At 67.0% G+C, this 14,307-nt stretch carries 16 protein-coding genes and 1 tRNA gene; 9 read left to right on the top strand and 8 right to left on the bottom strand.

Going from position 1 to position 14,307, the window contains the following annotated elements:
- The first annotated feature begins 183 nt into the window (after window positions 1–183).
- Complete coding sequence (locus AC6CHP_RS02215; protein WP_498228069.1) at window positions 184–1,197, top strand: pirin family protein; 1,014 nt, start codon at window positions 184–186, stop codon at window positions 1,195–1,197.
- A gap of 14 nt (window positions 1,198–1,211) precedes the next feature.
- Here AC6CHP_RS02215 and AC6CHP_RS02210 read toward each other — a convergent pair whose 3' ends face one another.
- Both AC6CHP_RS02210 and AC6CHP_RS02205 read right to left on the bottom strand, forming a co-directional pair.
- Window positions 1,212–2,159: an N-acetylglucosamine kinase gene (locus tag AC6CHP_RS02210; RefSeq protein WP_427117525.1), complete on the bottom strand. Its 948-nt coding sequence runs from the start codon at window positions 2,157–2,159 to the stop codon at window positions 1,212–1,214.
- Window positions 2,160–2,217: 58 nt separating this feature from the next.
- Window positions 2,218–3,192, bottom strand: a complete 975-nt coding sequence (locus AC6CHP_RS02205; protein ID WP_498228068.1) for a LysR family transcriptional regulator — start codon at window positions 3,190–3,192, stop codon at window positions 2,218–2,220.
- Between the two features lie 194 nt (window positions 3,193–3,386).
- Here AC6CHP_RS02205 and AC6CHP_RS02200 point away from each other — a divergent pair, with 194 nt between their 5' ends.
- Window positions 3,387–4,625 (top strand): MFS transporter, encoded by a 1,239-nt coding sequence (locus AC6CHP_RS02200; RefSeq protein WP_498228067.1) that lies wholly within the window; start codon window positions 3,387–3,389, stop codon window positions 4,623–4,625.
- 163 nt (window positions 4,626–4,788) lie between these two features.
- Window positions 4,789–5,292 (top strand): Lrp/AsnC family transcriptional regulator, encoded by a 504-nt coding sequence (locus tag AC6CHP_RS02195; RefSeq protein WP_498228065.1) that lies wholly within the window; start codon window positions 4,789–4,791, stop codon window positions 5,290–5,292.
- Between the two features lie 42 nt (window positions 5,293–5,334).
- Here AC6CHP_RS02195 and AC6CHP_RS02190 read toward each other — a convergent pair whose 3' ends face one another.
- Entirely contained in the window at window positions 5,335–6,582 is a 1,248-nt protein-coding gene (locus AC6CHP_RS02190) for an MFS transporter (protein ID WP_377194654.1), read from the bottom strand.
- Between the two features lie 171 nt (window positions 6,583–6,753).
- Here AC6CHP_RS02190 and AC6CHP_RS02185 point away from each other — a divergent pair, with 171 nt between their 5' ends.
- The 4 genes from AC6CHP_RS02185 to AC6CHP_RS02170 are packed head-to-tail and all read left to right on the top strand — an operon-like array spanning window position 6,754 to window position 9,245.
- Window positions 6,754–7,233: an Lrp/AsnC family transcriptional regulator gene (locus AC6CHP_RS02185; RefSeq protein ID WP_188727573.1), complete on the top strand. Its 480-nt coding sequence runs from the start codon at window positions 6,754–6,756 to the stop codon at window positions 7,231–7,233.
- A 28-nt stretch (window positions 7,234–7,261) separates the two neighbouring features.
- Window positions 7,262–7,687 carry a DUF1761 domain-containing protein gene (locus AC6CHP_RS02180; protein WP_188727571.1) on the top strand — a complete coding sequence of 142 codons (426 nt, stop codon included), beginning with the start codon at window positions 7,262–7,264 and terminating at the stop codon, window positions 7,685–7,687.
- Between the two features lie 34 nt (window positions 7,688–7,721).
- Entirely contained in the window at window positions 7,722–8,717 is a 996-nt protein-coding gene (gene corA / locus AC6CHP_RS02175) for a magnesium/cobalt transporter CorA (RefSeq protein WP_104185100.1), read from the top strand.
- A 3-nt stretch (window positions 8,718–8,720) separates the two neighbouring features.
- Window positions 8,721–9,245, top strand: coding sequence for a hypothetical protein (locus tag AC6CHP_RS02170; protein WP_498228061.1), 525 nt, complete (start codon window positions 8,721–8,723; stop codon window positions 9,243–9,245).
- Here AC6CHP_RS02170 and AC6CHP_RS02165 read toward each other — a convergent pair.
- The 5 genes from AC6CHP_RS02165 to galU form a co-directional block, all read right to left on the bottom strand.
- The gene (locus AC6CHP_RS02165; protein ID WP_377194658.1) at window positions 9,242–10,051 is read right to left on the bottom strand and encodes a CPBP family intramembrane glutamic endopeptidase; all 810 of its coding nucleotides are present in this window, start codon (window positions 10,049–10,051) and stop codon (window positions 9,242–9,244) included. The two genes, AC6CHP_RS02170 and AC6CHP_RS02165, sit on opposite strands and share 4 nt — an antisense overlap.
- Window positions 10,052–10,332: 281 nt before the next feature.
- Window positions 10,333–10,405 (bottom strand) — tRNA-Ala (locus AC6CHP_RS02160).
- Window positions 10,406–10,544: 139 nt separating this feature from the next.
- Complete coding sequence (locus AC6CHP_RS02155) at window positions 10,545–11,489, bottom strand: hypothetical protein (RefSeq protein ID WP_377194660.1); 945 nt, start codon at window positions 11,487–11,489, stop codon at window positions 10,545–10,547.
- Between the two features lie 81 nt (window positions 11,490–11,570).
- Complete coding sequence (locus AC6CHP_RS02150; protein WP_377194662.1) at window positions 11,571–12,191, bottom strand: GNAT family N-acetyltransferase; 621 nt, start codon at window positions 12,189–12,191, stop codon at window positions 11,571–11,573.
- Between the two features lie 4 nt (window positions 12,192–12,195).
- A complete protein-coding gene (galU, locus tag AC6CHP_RS02145) occupies window positions 12,196–13,101 on the bottom strand; it encodes a UTP--glucose-1-phosphate uridylyltransferase GalU (RefSeq protein WP_104185105.1) in 906 nt (301 codons plus the stop codon).
- 124 nt (window positions 13,102–13,225) lie between these two features.
- Here galU and AC6CHP_RS02140 point away from each other — a divergent pair, with 124 nt between their 5' ends.
- Window positions 13,226–13,849 (top strand): 5-formyltetrahydrofolate cyclo-ligase, encoded by a 624-nt coding sequence (locus AC6CHP_RS02140; protein ID WP_498228058.1) that lies wholly within the window; start codon window positions 13,226–13,228, stop codon window positions 13,847–13,849.
- Between the two features lie 127 nt (window positions 13,850–13,976).
- A complete protein-coding gene (locus tag AC6CHP_RS02135; protein ID WP_377194666.1) occupies window positions 13,977–14,246 on the top strand; it encodes an FmdB family zinc ribbon protein in 270 nt (89 codons plus the stop codon).
- Window positions 14,247–14,307 lie beyond the last annotated feature (61 nt).

Below are 14,307 nucleotides of genomic sequence, written 5' to 3'. Positions count from 1 at the left end.
ATAGTTACGGTAACCCAAACCGGGGCCGGCAACACCTGCAGCGCCCCGAATCCGGGCAAAGGAATCCCTACTGTAACCATTCGGAGCCGGGACCGCGCCGGATGGGAATGACCGTTCCGGCGAGGAACCGCTGTGGCCCGGGACGCTGTTCCGCCGCGGGCAGACCGGCCTTAAAGTGGTGGGGTGACCAACTTGGAAATAGTGCCGCAGCAGGAAGTATGTCCGCCGGCAGCCCCTGAGGGGAGTTCCGGACCCTGCCTTCAGCTGTGGCCGCAACGCGAGGTACCGCTCGGCGGAGTACGAGCCATGAACGTCCAGCGGACTCTGCCGCAGCGTGGCCTGCCCACCATCGGGGCATGGTGTTTCCTGGACAGCTTTGGCCCGGACCGGACTGCGATGTCCGTACTCCCCCACCCCCACATTGGCCTGCAGACCGTAACCTGGCCCCTGGCCGGCCACATCCGCCACCGGGACAGCGTGGGCAGCGACGTTGTGGTCCGGCCGGGTGAACTGAACATCATGACGGCGGGCCACGGCGTCTCCCATTCCGAGTTCGCCGTGCTTCCGCCTGCCGGCGAAGCCCTGCCGGTGCAGCGCGGGCTGCAGCTCTGGGTGGCCCTGCCCGGCGGTGAACGGCACCGGGAACCGGCATTCGAGCAGCACCGTGAGCTTCCCCGTGCCAGCGGGGAGGGCTTCACCGCCACGGTGATGGTGGGTGAATTTGCCGGTGTCACGTCACCGGCAACCATGTACTCACCGATCGTGGGTGCGGACGTCTCCTGCGGCGGGGCCGCCGTGCTGCCGCTCACTGCAGGGTTTGAGCACGGCATCCTTGTGCTCGACGGCGGCCTGGCGGTGGACGGCCAGGAGGTTCCACCGGGCCCTCTGGGCTACCTGGGCACGGGCCGCACGGAGCTGCAGGTGCAGGCACTCCCCGGGACGCGCTTCCTCCTCATCGGCGGCGAGCCCTTCCAGGAAGAGCTGCTGATGTGGTGGAACTTCGTGGGGCGCACCCACGAGGAAGTGGAACAGGCCAGGAGCGACTGGGAAGCCCAGGCCGGCCTGCAGGAAACGCAAACGGCTGTGGCACGGTACGGCCTGGTCCCCGGCCACGGTCCGGACGCGGGGCCCGAGGCGGGACGCATTCCCGCCCCTCCCCTCCCGGGCGTCCGGCTGACGCCCCGGAAACGGCTCTAAGGGACCGGACCGGATCAGGCCTGCTCTGCCACCAGTTGCAGCACACCGAAGACTGGTTCCTGGTCCAGCACGCGGATATCTGTCACGCCGGCATCCATCAGGTGGCGGCGGAAGGAGTGCTGCAGCGGTGCCACGTTCATGCCCAGGCCGCCGCCCAGGATCACGGGGCCGGTAATACCCAGCTGGTGCAGCACCTGCAGCGCCAGGCCGGCAAGGTCCTTCCCTGCCTGGTCCAGCAGCGCCTGGCTTTCAGGGTGGCCACCTGCCGCGGCCTCCACCACATACCGGGCCTGCTGGGCCCAGAAGCGCCGCCCGGTCTTCGGTGAATGGAACAGCGCGATGAGGCGGTTGGGGTCGCCCACCCCGCAGGACTGCAGCAGGGCCGTGGTGAGTTCGTCGGCGGGCAGTCCCCGGTTCATCCGGCCCAGGCTGTGCCGCACTGCTTCGCGGCCAAGCCAGTAACCGCTGCCTTCATCGCCCAGGAGGTAGCCCCAGCCGCCTGCCCTGGCCTCGCCGCCGTCGGCATTCCTGCCCCAGGCGGCCGAGCCGGTGCCCGCTATCACCGCGACTCCCGTGCTCGCGTGCCCGGCGGCCAGCAGCAGGCGTGAATCATGCACCACGGTCACCCGGGCACCGGGCACGTGGGGCTGGATCAGGGACGCCAGGGCTGCGGCGTCGTCTTCGGTGTCGATGCCGCCCGAGCCCGCGTAGACCTGGGATACCTGCCCTCCCCCGATGCGCGAGAAGAGGTCGGCGAGGTTGGCGGCCGCCTCGTCGCGGCTGACGTTCTGCACGTTGGAGCTGCCGGCGGACTCATCGGCAACCGGCACCCCGTCCTCGAAGCGGACCCCGTGGGTCTTGGTGCCACCGATGTCCAGCCCGATGATGACACCGCCGGGCGGAGTTGATGCGGGAACCTGCGGGGCGGCGGGGAGGGCGGAGGAATTTTCGGTGTTGGTCACGTCACAAGGGTAATGGTGCGGGGGCGGCGGACGGCCCTCCCCGAGTCTTCCGGCCCAGTCAGCGGGACCGCTGCCGCACCAGCCCGGCCAGCAGTCCGGGCCCTTCCGTCACCACCATGTCCCGGAACAGCCGTACCGGCACCGGCTCCGAGCCAGGTTTCCGCCGCCGCCAGGACAGGCCAACTTCGCGGAACGCCAGGGCGGAGTCCAGGGGAACTTCGACCCAGCCCAGGTTCCCGGTTTCTGGGCTGACGGTACGGCCCGGGGCATCGCCTCCCGGCGGCAGGATGCTGACGCCCAGGCCGGCGGAGACCAGTCCCCGGACCGTGTGCGAGTCCTGGCTTTCGAACGCGATGCGCGGCCGGTAGCCGGCCTCGCGGAACAACGCATCGGTGAGCGAACGCATGCCGTACCCGGGCCCGAGCGCCACGAAGGGGTCTGCCTTGATATCGGCGAGCTTGGCGGAGGGCTGCGCGGCGAGGGGGTGGCTGTGGTGCACCACCAGGCGGAGCGGCTCGCGGTACAGCGGCGCCGAGGTCAGGTTCCGGCCGGCCGGCGCTACGGGAGCCGTCAGTGCCAGGTCCGACTCACCCGAGGCCAGTTCGTCAAGGCAGGCGTTCCGGGCGCCCTGGCTCAGCGTGAAGGCAGCGCCGGGATGACGGGTCCGGAAGGCACTGATCAGGAGCGGCAGGGCTGCCTCGCCGAACGTGTGCTGGAAGGAGAGGGAAATCCTTCCCCGCACCACGTCCGACTCGTCGCGGACGAGGTCCAGTCCCGCCTGGAACGCCGTGAGGGCCTGCTCGATGTACGGCAGCAGGGTGCGGGCGGCGGGTGTCAGCCGGACTCCCCTGCCGTCCCGGACCAGGAGTTCGGTACCGACGACGGCGCTCGCCCGGGCCAGGGCGCGGCTCACCGTGGACTGGGGTACTCCGAGCAGTTCCGCGGTTTCCGTGACGTGCTCGGTGCGCCCCAGCTCAGCGAGCACGGGCAGGAGCGGCAGCAGCTGCACGAGCTGTTTCTGGTCCGGTTCCACGGGCCGGCCTCCTTCCTGCTCGCCGCCGGCCCAACTAGGTAGCGCCAAGTGTCGTTTTGACGACCCGTAACGACACTTGGCGCTACCTAGTTGGGAAAAAGCCGCCGAGCTTGGGAAAAGCATGCGAAATTGCTATCAGTTTTACACAATGCATGCATTGGATGCATCTATGCGGGAAAAGCTAGGCTGGCCGCATGGCACACATCGTCCGCCCGGACAGCACTCCGTCCCCGCGCTGGAACGGACATGCAAAGGGCTCGACGGCGTACGCCAGGATCCTCGCCGGCCTGTCCTTCGCGGGCGTGGCCACCTTCGCCCAGCTTTACTCCACCCAGGCCGTGCTGCCGATCCTGGCCTCAGACCTGCGGGTCAGCGCGGCGGAGGCCGCCCTGACCATTTCGCTGGCCACGGTGGGACTTGCGGTGACAGTGATTCCCTGGTCTTTCCTGGCGGACCGGATCGGCCGGGTCCGGGCCATGGCGTGGGGCATTTCGATAGCCACAGTCCTTGGCCTGCTGGTTCCGCTGTCCACCAGCTTTGGCATGCTGCTTGCCCTGCGGCTCCTGGAAGGAATGGCGCTGGGCGGCATCCCGGCCATCGCCATTGCCTACCTCAACGAGGAAGTCACCAAAGCCCACGCGGCCCTGGCAGCCGGAAGCTACGTTGCCGGTACCACCCTGGGCGGGCTCGCCGGACGGCTGGTGGCCGGTCCGGCCGGCGAACTGTGGGGCTGGCGCGCGGCGGCACTGGCGGTGTCCATCCTTGCCACCCTCGCCGCCGTCGCCTTCCTCATCCTGGTGCCGAAGGCCCAGGGTTTTGTCACCGCCCCTGCCGCCGGGCTGCGTGGGGCGTTCCGGACGCTCGGCGGCCACTTGCGGAACATCCGGCTGCTCGTCCTTTATGGCCAGGCCTTCCTGATGATGGGCGGGTTCGTGGCGGTGTACAACTACCTGGGGTTCCGGCTTTCCGGCGACCCCTTCGGCCTTCCGGGAACACTGATCAGCCTGATCTTCCTGGCCTACCTGTCGGGGACCGTCACGTCGCGCTGGTCGGCGGGGCTGACCCTTCGCTTTGGCCGCCGGACTGTCCTGCTTGCAGGCCTGGCGTTGTCCACAGCGGGCCTTGCCCTGACGCTGACGCAGTCCCTTGCCTTGATCCTGGCCGGCCTGGTGGTGTTCACCGGCGGCTTCTTCGCCGCCCACAGCATCGGGGCCGGTTGGACCGGCGCCCTTGCCAGCACCGGCCGGGCCCAGGCCGCCTCGCTGTACAACCTGGCCTACTACCTCGGGTCCAGCATCATCGGCTGGGCCGGCGGCCTGGTGTTCCAGTCCCTTGGCTGGAATGCCCTGGCCGCGGCAGTCATGGTCCTTGCCTGCCTGACTGCGGCGGCTGTCGCCGTCGTCCATTCCGGTAAGGAACGCGCCGCGGCCTAGAAGACGGCGGCACTGCGGTTCCGTCAACCAGGGTGCTCCCGTGAAGATTCTGCTCTCTGCCCGGGAAGCGGCAGCGCGAAATTCGGCGGCCAGACCGCACATTACCTGGTACCGCAGCCGGGCGCGGCTAGGATGAAACCCAGGATCGTCACGAGGAGCTGCAGTGAGCACGAATGCCAGGAACGCCAGGCCGGGAGCGCATCTGGAACCGCTCGACGCGATTGACGAGCGGCTCCTGGCGGCCCTGGTGGCCGATGCCCGGATCTCCAACAAGCAGCTCGCGGAACTGGTGGGAATCGCCCCTTCCACCGCCCTGATGCGCACCCGCGCCCTGTCAGAGCGGGCAATCGTCCAGGGCTACGAGGCTAAGCTCAACCTGTCAGCGATCGGCCGGTCCGTACAGGCGCTGGTTGCCGTGCGGCTCCGTGCCCATGACCGCGACCAGATTGACCGATTCACGGGCAGGGTGCCGCACCTGCCTGCCGTGCTGTCCACCTTCCACACCTCGGGCTCTGTGGACTACCTGCTGCATATTGCCGTCGCAACCACCGAGGACCTGCGGGACTGGGTGCTGGACAACCTGGCTACGGACCCCGTGGTGGGGCACACCGAGACAACGCTGGTGTTCGAACACATCCAGGGCAATCACGGTCCGTTGCCGGATTAGCAGGGCTGCCCGAACCTGCCTGCCGGAACGTGCCGGGGCAGGCTACCCGCGCCGCCCGATGAGCGCGAGCCGGAGCGTCACGGCCGACAGGATCAGTGCTGCACCGCCGCACAGCCCCACGAACCCGGCCACGGCAGCGGGCAGGCCGAAGACGCCGGCTGCCCAGCCAAGGCCGAGGACCGGCACCGCGCTGCCAAGGTAAGTGATGACGTAGACGGTGCTGACAATCTGTGCGTGCCGCGATGCCTCCACCCTGGCCGCAACGTCGTTGAAGACGGTGCGGAACGCGGTTCCCTGGCCCACACCGGCGGCAAGGGCGGCGGCCACCAGCAGCACGGGACTGTGCCACGCTCCCGCCGCCCCCAGGAGCACGACGGACACGCCCATGACTGCCAGTCCGGCCGGAACCGTGTAGCGGCCGCGGAGGGTCAGCAGTTGGCTCAGCGCGGAGGACGCCAGGGCGAGGCCGGCCAGGACGCCCACCAGGGGGCGGGAATCGGTGTGCAGCACCTGCGCAAAGTAGCCGGGGGCCAGCGACAGGCAGAATCCGAAGACCGCAAAGCTGAGGAATCCGACTCCGGCGGCAAGCCAGAAGGCTCCCCTCGCCTCGCGGGACACGGAAGGGCGGCGCGGCGCGAGGGCCTTCAGCGGCCGGGAGGGTGCGGGGAGGCTGATCGCGGGGCGGGCACGCAGCAGGAACAGCGGCACCAGGAGCCCGGCCAGGATCAGTGAATGGACATAGTACGGGGCTGTGGTGGCGCCCGGGAGGAGTGACAGCAGTCCCCCAATGACCGGCCCCGCCGCCACTCCCCCGGATGAGGCCAGCAACGTGAAGCGGGAGGCCCACTCCGGGCGGGACGGAAGGAGTTCGCGCAGGGCCGCGGCACTGGCACCCGTGGCCAGCGCAACCGCTGCCCCCTGCAGGGCCCTGCCCGCGCACAGCGCGGCGAGCGTCTCTGCTTCAGCGAAGAGCCACCCGCCGGCCAGTCCTGCAAGGACGGCCAGGATGAGCGCAGCCCGCCGGCCGATGTGGTCAGACCAGTGCCCGGCCAGCATCAGCGTGGCAACCAGGGACAGGACGTAGCTGGCGAATGCGGCTGTGACTCCCAGCGTGGACAGCCCCAGTTCGGCCTGCAGGAGGGGATACAACGGTGTTGCCAGGTTGGCGCCCACCAGGAGGGTGAAAATTACGGTTCCCGCCATCACGAGCCGGGTTGTGGTGGATGCATCCCACCCGGCGGAGGCAGCAGCCGGGGCCGGGCGCATGCGGAGTTCACTGAAGACCGTCATCGTATGCCGCCTCTGGTTCATACCGCGGTGGAAATCCTTGTGGGAGTCCGGCGCGGGGTGGATATCCGATGCCTTAAGAGTGCGTTAGTGCTGCTCCTTTGATCGGATTTTCGTGGAAGAATTGCGCAGGATCATCAATATTGCCGTCCGTGTGTGACTGAGAGTGACTATATGAACCAGTTGGACCCCACCGACCTCAAAATTCTCCTGGCAATGATCCGCGATCCCCGGATCCAGATCGGCGAACTGGCCGAATCGCTGGGCATAGCCCGGAACACGGCCCAGACCCGGGTCCGGCGCCTCCTCCGTGCGGGAGTGCTGCGGCCCGGCGGCCGCGAGGTGGACCTGGAGGCGGTGGGCTATGACGTGGTGGCCTTTGTGACCATCGAGGTCTCCCACCGCGAACTGGACGGCGTGGTCGCTGCGCTCCGGTTGATACCCCAGGTCCTGGAGGTCCACGAAATCTCGGGCCGTGGGGATGTCTGGTGCCGGGTGGTGGCCACAGACACCCACAACCTCCAGTCCTCCCTCCGGCAGGTCCTGAGGATCAAGGGCGTGATCCGGACCGAAACGGTCCTGGCGCTGCACACCCACATCCCCTACCGCACCGAGCCCCTCATCAGCGGCCTCGCCAGGGCGTCCAACACCTGACCACGGCCGGGCGGCTAGGATTTCCAGAATGGATTGGCTCTCATACGTTTCACAGATCAACTGGCTTGCCGTGCTGCTCGCCTTCGTCGCAAGCATGGCCATCGGCTTTGTCTGGTACATGCCTGCAGTGCTCGGCAACCGCTGGATGGCCGCGATCGGCAAGACGGAGGACGACCTGAAGAACATGGGCGGCGGCGCCGGCATCTGGCTGCCGATGATGGTGGCTGCGGCACTGACGGCGATCCTGCTGGCTGTCCTGATCGCCAGGCTTGGGCTGGACAACGCCCTGGCCGGCGGCTTGTTCGCCCTGGTTATGGGGCTGGTCTTCCGCGCAGGCGGCCACGTCATCCACAACGGCTTTGCAGGACGCCCCGCAGCCGTCACCCTCATCGATTCCGGCCACGACCTGGTGGCGATGGCGGTCTCCGGTGCGATCATCGGAGGAATGTCCTGATGGCTGCACGCCCCTCGCCCGGGGCCCGGCGCCCATGACCATCATCGACAATGCCGTCTATGTGGACGGCGTACGCCACGTGGAACCCGAGAGCCTCGAGCAGACCTTTGACATGCTTGCGCACCACGGTGGAATGGCCTGGATCGGGCTGTACCGGCCCACGCCTGAGGAAATGGCGGCGGTGGCAAGCGAGTTTGGCCTCCACGACCTTGCGGTGGAAGACGCCATCTCCGCGCACCAGCGCCCCAAACTGGAGCGCTACGACGACAGCCTGTTCACGGTCCTCCGGCCCGCCCGGTACGTTGACGACTCCGAAAGCGTGGAATTCGGCGAACTCCATATCTTCACCGGCAAAAACTATGTGGTCACGGTCCGCCATGCAGAGATGGCCGGCGTGGCCCGAGTGCGGCGCCGCATGGAGGCCCGGCCCGACCTCCTGCGCCACGGGCCCGAAGCAGTCCTGTACGCACTGCTGGACCGCGTGGTGGATGACTACGCACCTGTGGTGGCCGGACTCGAAAACGATATCGACGAGATCGAGGACCAGCTTTTCAGCGGCGACACCACGGTGTCCCGCCGGATCTACGAACTGGCCCGGGAAGTCATCCAGTTCCAGCGGGCCATCCATCCGCTGCCGGACATGTTGCACCAACTTGAACGCGGATTCGAGAAGTACGGCGTGGAAACGGACCTGCGGCACAGCCTCCGCGACGTTGAAGACCACGTAGAGCGCGTGATCTCCCGGGCGGATTCCTTCCGGGACCTGCTGCAGAACGCGCTCACCTTGGACGGCACCCTCACCGCAAACAGGCAGAACGAGGCCAGCGCCGAACAGAACGAACAGGTGAAGAAGATCTCCTCCTGGGCCGCGATCTTCTTCGCGCCGTCTTTCGTTGCCGGTGTGTACGGGATGAACTTTGACCACATGCCTGAGCTCCACTGGGAACTGGGCTACCCGTTGTCCATTGGCATCATGATCGCGATGGCGGCCCTCATGTACGGCATCTTCAAAAAGAAGGGCTGGCTGTAGGCCATGGCCGCCGAGCCGGAGCGGCCAGCCCTCCCCGAGAGCCGCATCCTGGTGCCCGGCAGCAGCCGGCAGCTGGCGGTATACGGCCTCTTCCCGCCACCACCGGGCCGGCACCGGGCGGCACATGCCGGGTCCCGCGTCTTTGCCGCCAAGGCCTGCGAACCGGAACTGCTGTGGATCAGCTTCGACGAACTGTGCGCCCCGGGTACCTCCAGGGAAGACTATTCCCTCCTCGCAGCGGGGGCGGAGCTGTGGGTCATTGATGGTGTTCCGCCGCCTGAGCCATCGGATGCCGGTCCACAGGCGGAAGCATGGGAGCTCTTTGCTGCCGCACTTGGGGCAGCGGCGGCCCGCGGAACAACCCTGTTCGTGGTTGGTACCGCCCCGATGGACTGGGGTGCCGCGTCCGTGTCTGCGGATGACGCGCGGCTTCGGTCCGCATTGGCGGAGACCGCCCGGCTCCTTGCGAAGCTGAAGCGGGTGGAGTCCGATGAAACTGTTGCCGTGGAGGGCGTGTCAGGGAGTTAGTGTGCGGGCCTGGGCGCACCCTTCACCAGGTCGCGGCTGCCGGCGTAAGCGACCGCTGCCACGGCCAGGACGGCAACCACTCCGGCCAAAACCCACCACGCCACGAGGTAGGGGTAGGGACTGCCCTGCAGGTCGGCGAGGAAAAACTTCGTGAAGCTGTTGAAGGCGGCATGGAACAGGACAACAACCGGCAGGCTCGCCTGAGTGCTGTTGTACAGCCAGGCAAGCAGCACCGACTGCGCAAGGATATACACCGCAAAGGGCGTCAAAGGACGCTGGCCCGGGTCCGACACCAGTTCCGGAAGGTGCCAGGGAAACCACGCCAGCCCAATGATCAGCGCGGCCCGCAACGCGCTGTAATCCCGTTGCAGCCGCGGCAGCAGAAACCCTCGCCAGCCGAGCTCCTCAAAGGTGCCGACAATAACAATCGTGACGACGATCGAACCGGCAACCTGCAGCAAGTCAGCCGGCTCCCAGCGCGGAACCGGTGCCCCTGCGGCCACTGCAGCCCACAGGGCAAGGCCGGGGGCAACCAGCGGCATACCCAGTGCCACGCCGTACCACGCAGGGTTGACCCGCCAGCGTCCGAACTGGCGCAGAAGGCCCAGCAACTCAGGGCGGCCTCCCACGAGGAAAGCAACCAGGACCGCCGCCAGCCCCGGCCCGAAGGGCACCAGTGGACTGCTCTCCGGGTTCAGGAGCACCAGCGGCCAGATGGACCAGGAAATGACGTACGCCAGCCCAAGGTAAAGCGCAATGTCGTGCCGGGCCGCCCAATCCCGCAACCGGTGGCCGTGAACCGCCATCACAGACCTTCTTAGAGTCGTGCCTGAGTGAGGGTTAAGTCTGGCATTCAATGCTGCCGCCAGGCAGCCAACCATGCCCCCGATAAGACGTTAGGTAGGTCATTGGGGTTGGGGGTGGACCGCGTGGGACAACCGGTCAAGAGGCTCGGCCGCGCAAACCGGTGGCTGAATAAAATGAAGTGGCCCATGGTGCCGGGGGTTCCAGGGCAACCCCGGAGATCATCTGGCCAATTGACGAACCGGATTTCAGATCACATCCCCTGCCCGGGGGCTGCGTTGTGTGGAGCTAAGGAGATTCGAACTCCTGACCTCTTCGATGCGAACGAAGCGCTCTACCAACTGAGCTATAGCCCCGGATGGATTCGCCCCTGCAGGAGCGGCACCGGTGACCCTAGGCTACAAATTTTCCCGGCTTAATGCCAAACTGCAGCCTCCAACCCCGCACCAGCGTGCCGGTGGGATACGTAGGGCTTCGCCTGACGGCGCCCACCAGTCAGGCGCGGCGGCGCTGCAGGACGTCGTCGAGGTTGCTGAGGGCACTCTGCGCCTTGGACAGTTCCTGGCCCTCGGCGGCTGCCGGCGGCGCCGGCGGCGCGGCGGCAACGCCCTGCTTGAGGGACGGCTTGCCCGTGGCTTTCGGTGCCTCCGGGAGCTCCAGCGGCTCAGGCGCCGGGCGCTCGGCCTTGGCTGCCTCAACATAGACGGGTTTGGGAACCTCCACCGGTTCCCACGTGGACGGAGCAGCTGCACTGGCCGCGGAGCCGGCAGATGCCGCGCTTGAATCGCCCGCGGCAACCGCCACAGCAAGGGCGGCCTCACGCAGTTCCATGGCAGTCAGCGGCCTGATCCTGGGCTCGTGCGCCTCGGCGTCGAAAAGGGGGTTGTCCTGCTTCGCCGGAGCCGCTTCCGGCCGTGGCGGGAGGCTGGCAGCGGGTTTGGGCTGCCGGGCCGGTGCGGTCATGGCGGCCCGGAAGGCTGCGTTGACCTTTGCCCTCCTGTCCCGAACGGCCAGCCAGCGCAGGAGGACAACGGACCCGGCGGTGAGCGCCAGGCACGTCAGGGGAAGGACAGGAGCGCCCAGCCCGAAGAGCAAAAGCACACCGGAAACGAACGCGGTGACCAGCGACAGCAGCCCAACCAGGGCAATGCCGGTGCGGCCGTAGCGAATCCGGAACGTACCCCCGGTTGGGGAGCCGGCAGTGGCGGTCGCGGGTCCGGCACTCTTCCTGGTGTCCATGGCTTTCTCCTGCTGGGCGGCGACGTTCAATACCAAAGCGGCTGGCGGTTCCGGTGTTTCATCTGCTGCGGGCTCCGCCGCGAAATCGCCGGCGGGCTGGAACTGGTGCCTGCGGTTCCGGAGGACGTAGGGCGCAACCCACACAATCCAGAGCACGACGGCAACCACAAGGATCACTGAGCTGCTAAGGGGGAAGTCCACACTCAAAACCGTATGAGCATCCTGTCCGCTGCGGCAGCATTAGCTGCGGTGTGTCGTGGCGCAGCCGGCAAATCAATGGATTTATGACGGCCGTGAGGCGAGCCAGGGCCGGAGCAGCCCGTCCGGGACCTCTTCCGCGGTCAACGCGAACGACCGGTGGTCAGCCCACTCCCCGTTGATGTGCAGGTAGCGGGGCCGGTATCCCTCGTCCCGGAAGCCCAGCTTTTCCACCACGCGGAGGCTTGGTCCGTTCTCCGGCCTGATGTTGATTTCCATCCGGTGCAGGCCAAGTGTCCGGAAGCAGTGGTCCGTAACCATGGCCACGGCAGTTGGTGCAATGCCATGGCCTGCCCGGCCCCGGTCCACCCAGTAGCCAAGGGTCGCCATCATCGCTGATCCCCACACGATCGATGAAACGGTCAACTGGCCAATAATGGCGGGGCTCCCGGCGGTGGGAATCCGCTCGGTGATAACGAAAGGCAATGCAGTAGCCTGCGCTGCCTGCGTCTTCAATGACCGGACCATTTGCCGGTAGACCGGGAGGCCTCCGGCAGGATCCGGGTTGGAAGCTTCCCACGGAGCAAGCCACTCACTGTTGCGGGACCTGACCTCAGTCCACTCCTTCTTGTCCCGGTACCGGATGGGCCGCAGGACCAGATCCCCGCACTCCAGGGTTACGGGCCAAATGGGACCAGCGCGCACGGCGCTACTTGGACAGGCCGGCGGTGAACCCCGGCAGCCACTCCCGCAAGCCCGGCCCCAGGTCCTCGCTGTCAATGGCGAGCTGAACGCAGGCCTTGAGATAGCTGAGCTTGTCCCCGGTGTCGTAGCGGCGCCCACGGAACACAACGCCGTACACTCCGTATCCCTCGCCTTCGCCGGTCGCCAGTTCCTGGAGGGCGTCCGTCAGCTGGATTTCGTCTCCGCGCCCGGGGGCGGTGCGTTCCAAGACCTCAAAGACGGCAGGGTGGAGGACGTAGCGGCCGATCAGCGCAAGGTTGGACGGCGCCTCTTCGGTGCTTGGCTTCTCCACCAGGCGGTTGACGCGAACGTAGGATTCGCCGTCGATCGGCTGGACGTCAGCGCAGCCGTAGGCGCTGATCTCGGACGGTTCCACTTCGATGAGCGCGATGACGGACCCTCCCGTTTCCGCCTGCACGTCGATCATGGTGCCCAGCAGTTCGTCCCGGGCATCGATGAGGTCATCGCCCAGCAGCACGGCAAAGGCTTCATTACCAACGTGCTGCTTCGCGCGCAGCACGGCGTGGCCCAGTCCGTGCGGGTCTCCCTGCCGGACGTAGTGGATATCGCCCAGCTTGCTGGCGGCCTGGACGGATGCGAGTTTCTCGGTGTCCCCCTTGCCCTCAAGGGTGGATTCGAGGGACGGCACGCGGTCGAAGTGGTCTTCCAGTGCCCGTTTGTTGCGCCCGGTGATCATGAGGAGGTCGTGGAGGCCGACGTTCACGGCTTCCTCAACCACGTACTGGATGGCAGGCTTGTCCACGACGGGGAGCATTTCCTTGGGCATCGCCTTGGTTGCCGGCAGGAACCTGGTACCGAGTCCGGCGGCAGGAATGACGGCTTTGCGAACTCTCGGGTTACTGGTAGTCACCGGACTAATCTAACGTCAGCGTCAAGCATTCAGTAAACAACGGAGCCAGCGGCCCCTGCGGGCACCCGACGGATGAACCACACGGATAACCGGCCGCCGGCGCGCGGCAGTATGGAGGAAACACATGACGCTTGAGGAAACGAAAGCAGCCAAGGACCTGATCCGTGCTGCCCACCGCCGCCGAAGGGCTGCGATGACATTGCTGGAACGCGAGGAGGCCGGAACCGCCCTGGCCAAGCATGGCGCGGCGTGGGCGGCTTCGGTGATGCCGGCAGAGGAGGCCACGGTGTGCGTCTACCTGGGCGTCGGCGCGGAACCGCCCACGCTGCCGCTGATTGCAACACTGCACCACGACGGCCACAGGGTTCTGCTTCCCGTCTGCGAACCAGGGCGTGAACTGGGATGGGTCTTCTGGGCGCCGGGCATTGAGCTGGCACGCAGCAGGTTCGCCCCGATCCTGGAACCGGTCGGGACCCGGCACGAGATTGAGGTTGCCGGCCAAGCCGCTGCGCTGTTTATCCCTGCCACGGCCGTCGATCTCGCAGGCAGCAGGATCGGCCAGGGCGGCGGCTACTATGACAAGTTCCTGGGCCACCTCGCGTCCGCCGGGAAGCATATTCCCCTTGCCGCAGTTCTTTATGACGGGGAATTACTGCCCGCCGGCGCGATTCCGGTGGAGGAATTCGACCGTCCCGTGCCTGGCGTCGTGCTTCCTTCCGGATTCAGGGACCTGGTGAACGCCGCCTGACCGCAAAATCCGGGCGCAGGGGAATGCTAGAATTGGCACTCAGGCCCTGTGACTGCTAATGGGACATCCAGTTGGATCACCAAGCGACAGTCCGGGACCTCTCGTTTGCCCAAGAGGAGGAGCACCAGTGCCAACGTATGCCTACGCCTGCAAGGATTGCGGTCATGCCTTTGACATCGTCCAGTCGTTCTCGGACAGCTCTCTGACGTCCTGCCCCGAGTGCCAGGGTGCCCTGCGCAAGAAGTTCAACAGCGTGGGCGTCGTCTTCAAGGGTTCCGGCTTCTACCGCACGGACTCCCGGGACGCCAAGGGCAGCACGGTTTCGGCTACTCCCGCTGCTCCTGCCGCGGCACCGGCACCCGCGCCGGCCGCTTCGGCCCCCGCCGCTGCCAGCTGACGCACGGTCCTCGACTCAAAGCCCGCCTGGCGGTTGGGCAAGGTTGTCCACATACCCGCTC

The organism is Pseudarthrobacter sp. GQ63 (assembly GCF_059758765.1).
Note: the sequence above shows the minus strand (reverse complement) of the source record. Positions and strands in the feature narration are given on the sequence as shown.

Bases quoted from the DNA above. Each gene is read 5' to 3' on its own strand.
- AC6CHP_RS02200 (WP_498228067.1), top strand. From the start codon at position 3,387: ATGGCACACATCGTCCGCCCGGACAGCACTCCGTCCCCGCGCTGGAAC.
- AC6CHP_RS02190 (WP_377194654.1), bottom strand. From the start codon at position 6,582: ATGACGGTCTTCAGTGAACTCCGCATGCGCCCGGCCCCGGCTGCTGCC.
- AC6CHP_RS02185 (WP_188727573.1), top strand. From the start codon at position 6,754: ATGAACCAGTTGGACCCCACCGACCTCAAAATTCTCCTGGCAATGATC.
- AC6CHP_RS02180 (WP_188727571.1), top strand. From the start codon at position 7,262: ATGGATTGGCTCTCATACGTTTCACAGATCAACTGGCTTGCCGTGCTG.
- corA (WP_104185100.1), top strand. From the start codon at position 7,722: ATGACCATCATCGACAATGCCGTCTATGTGGACGGCGTACGCCACGTG.
- AC6CHP_RS02170 (WP_498228061.1), top strand. From the start codon at position 8,721: ATGGCCGCCGAGCCGGAGCGGCCAGCCCTCCCCGAGAGCCGCATCCTG.
- AC6CHP_RS02165 (WP_377194658.1), bottom strand. From the start codon at position 10,051: ATGGCGGTTCACGGCCACCGGTTGCGGGATTGGGCGGCCCGGCACGAC.
- AC6CHP_RS02140 (WP_498228058.1), top strand. From the start codon at position 13,226: ATGACGCTTGAGGAAACGAAAGCAGCCAAGGACCTGATCCGTGCTGCC.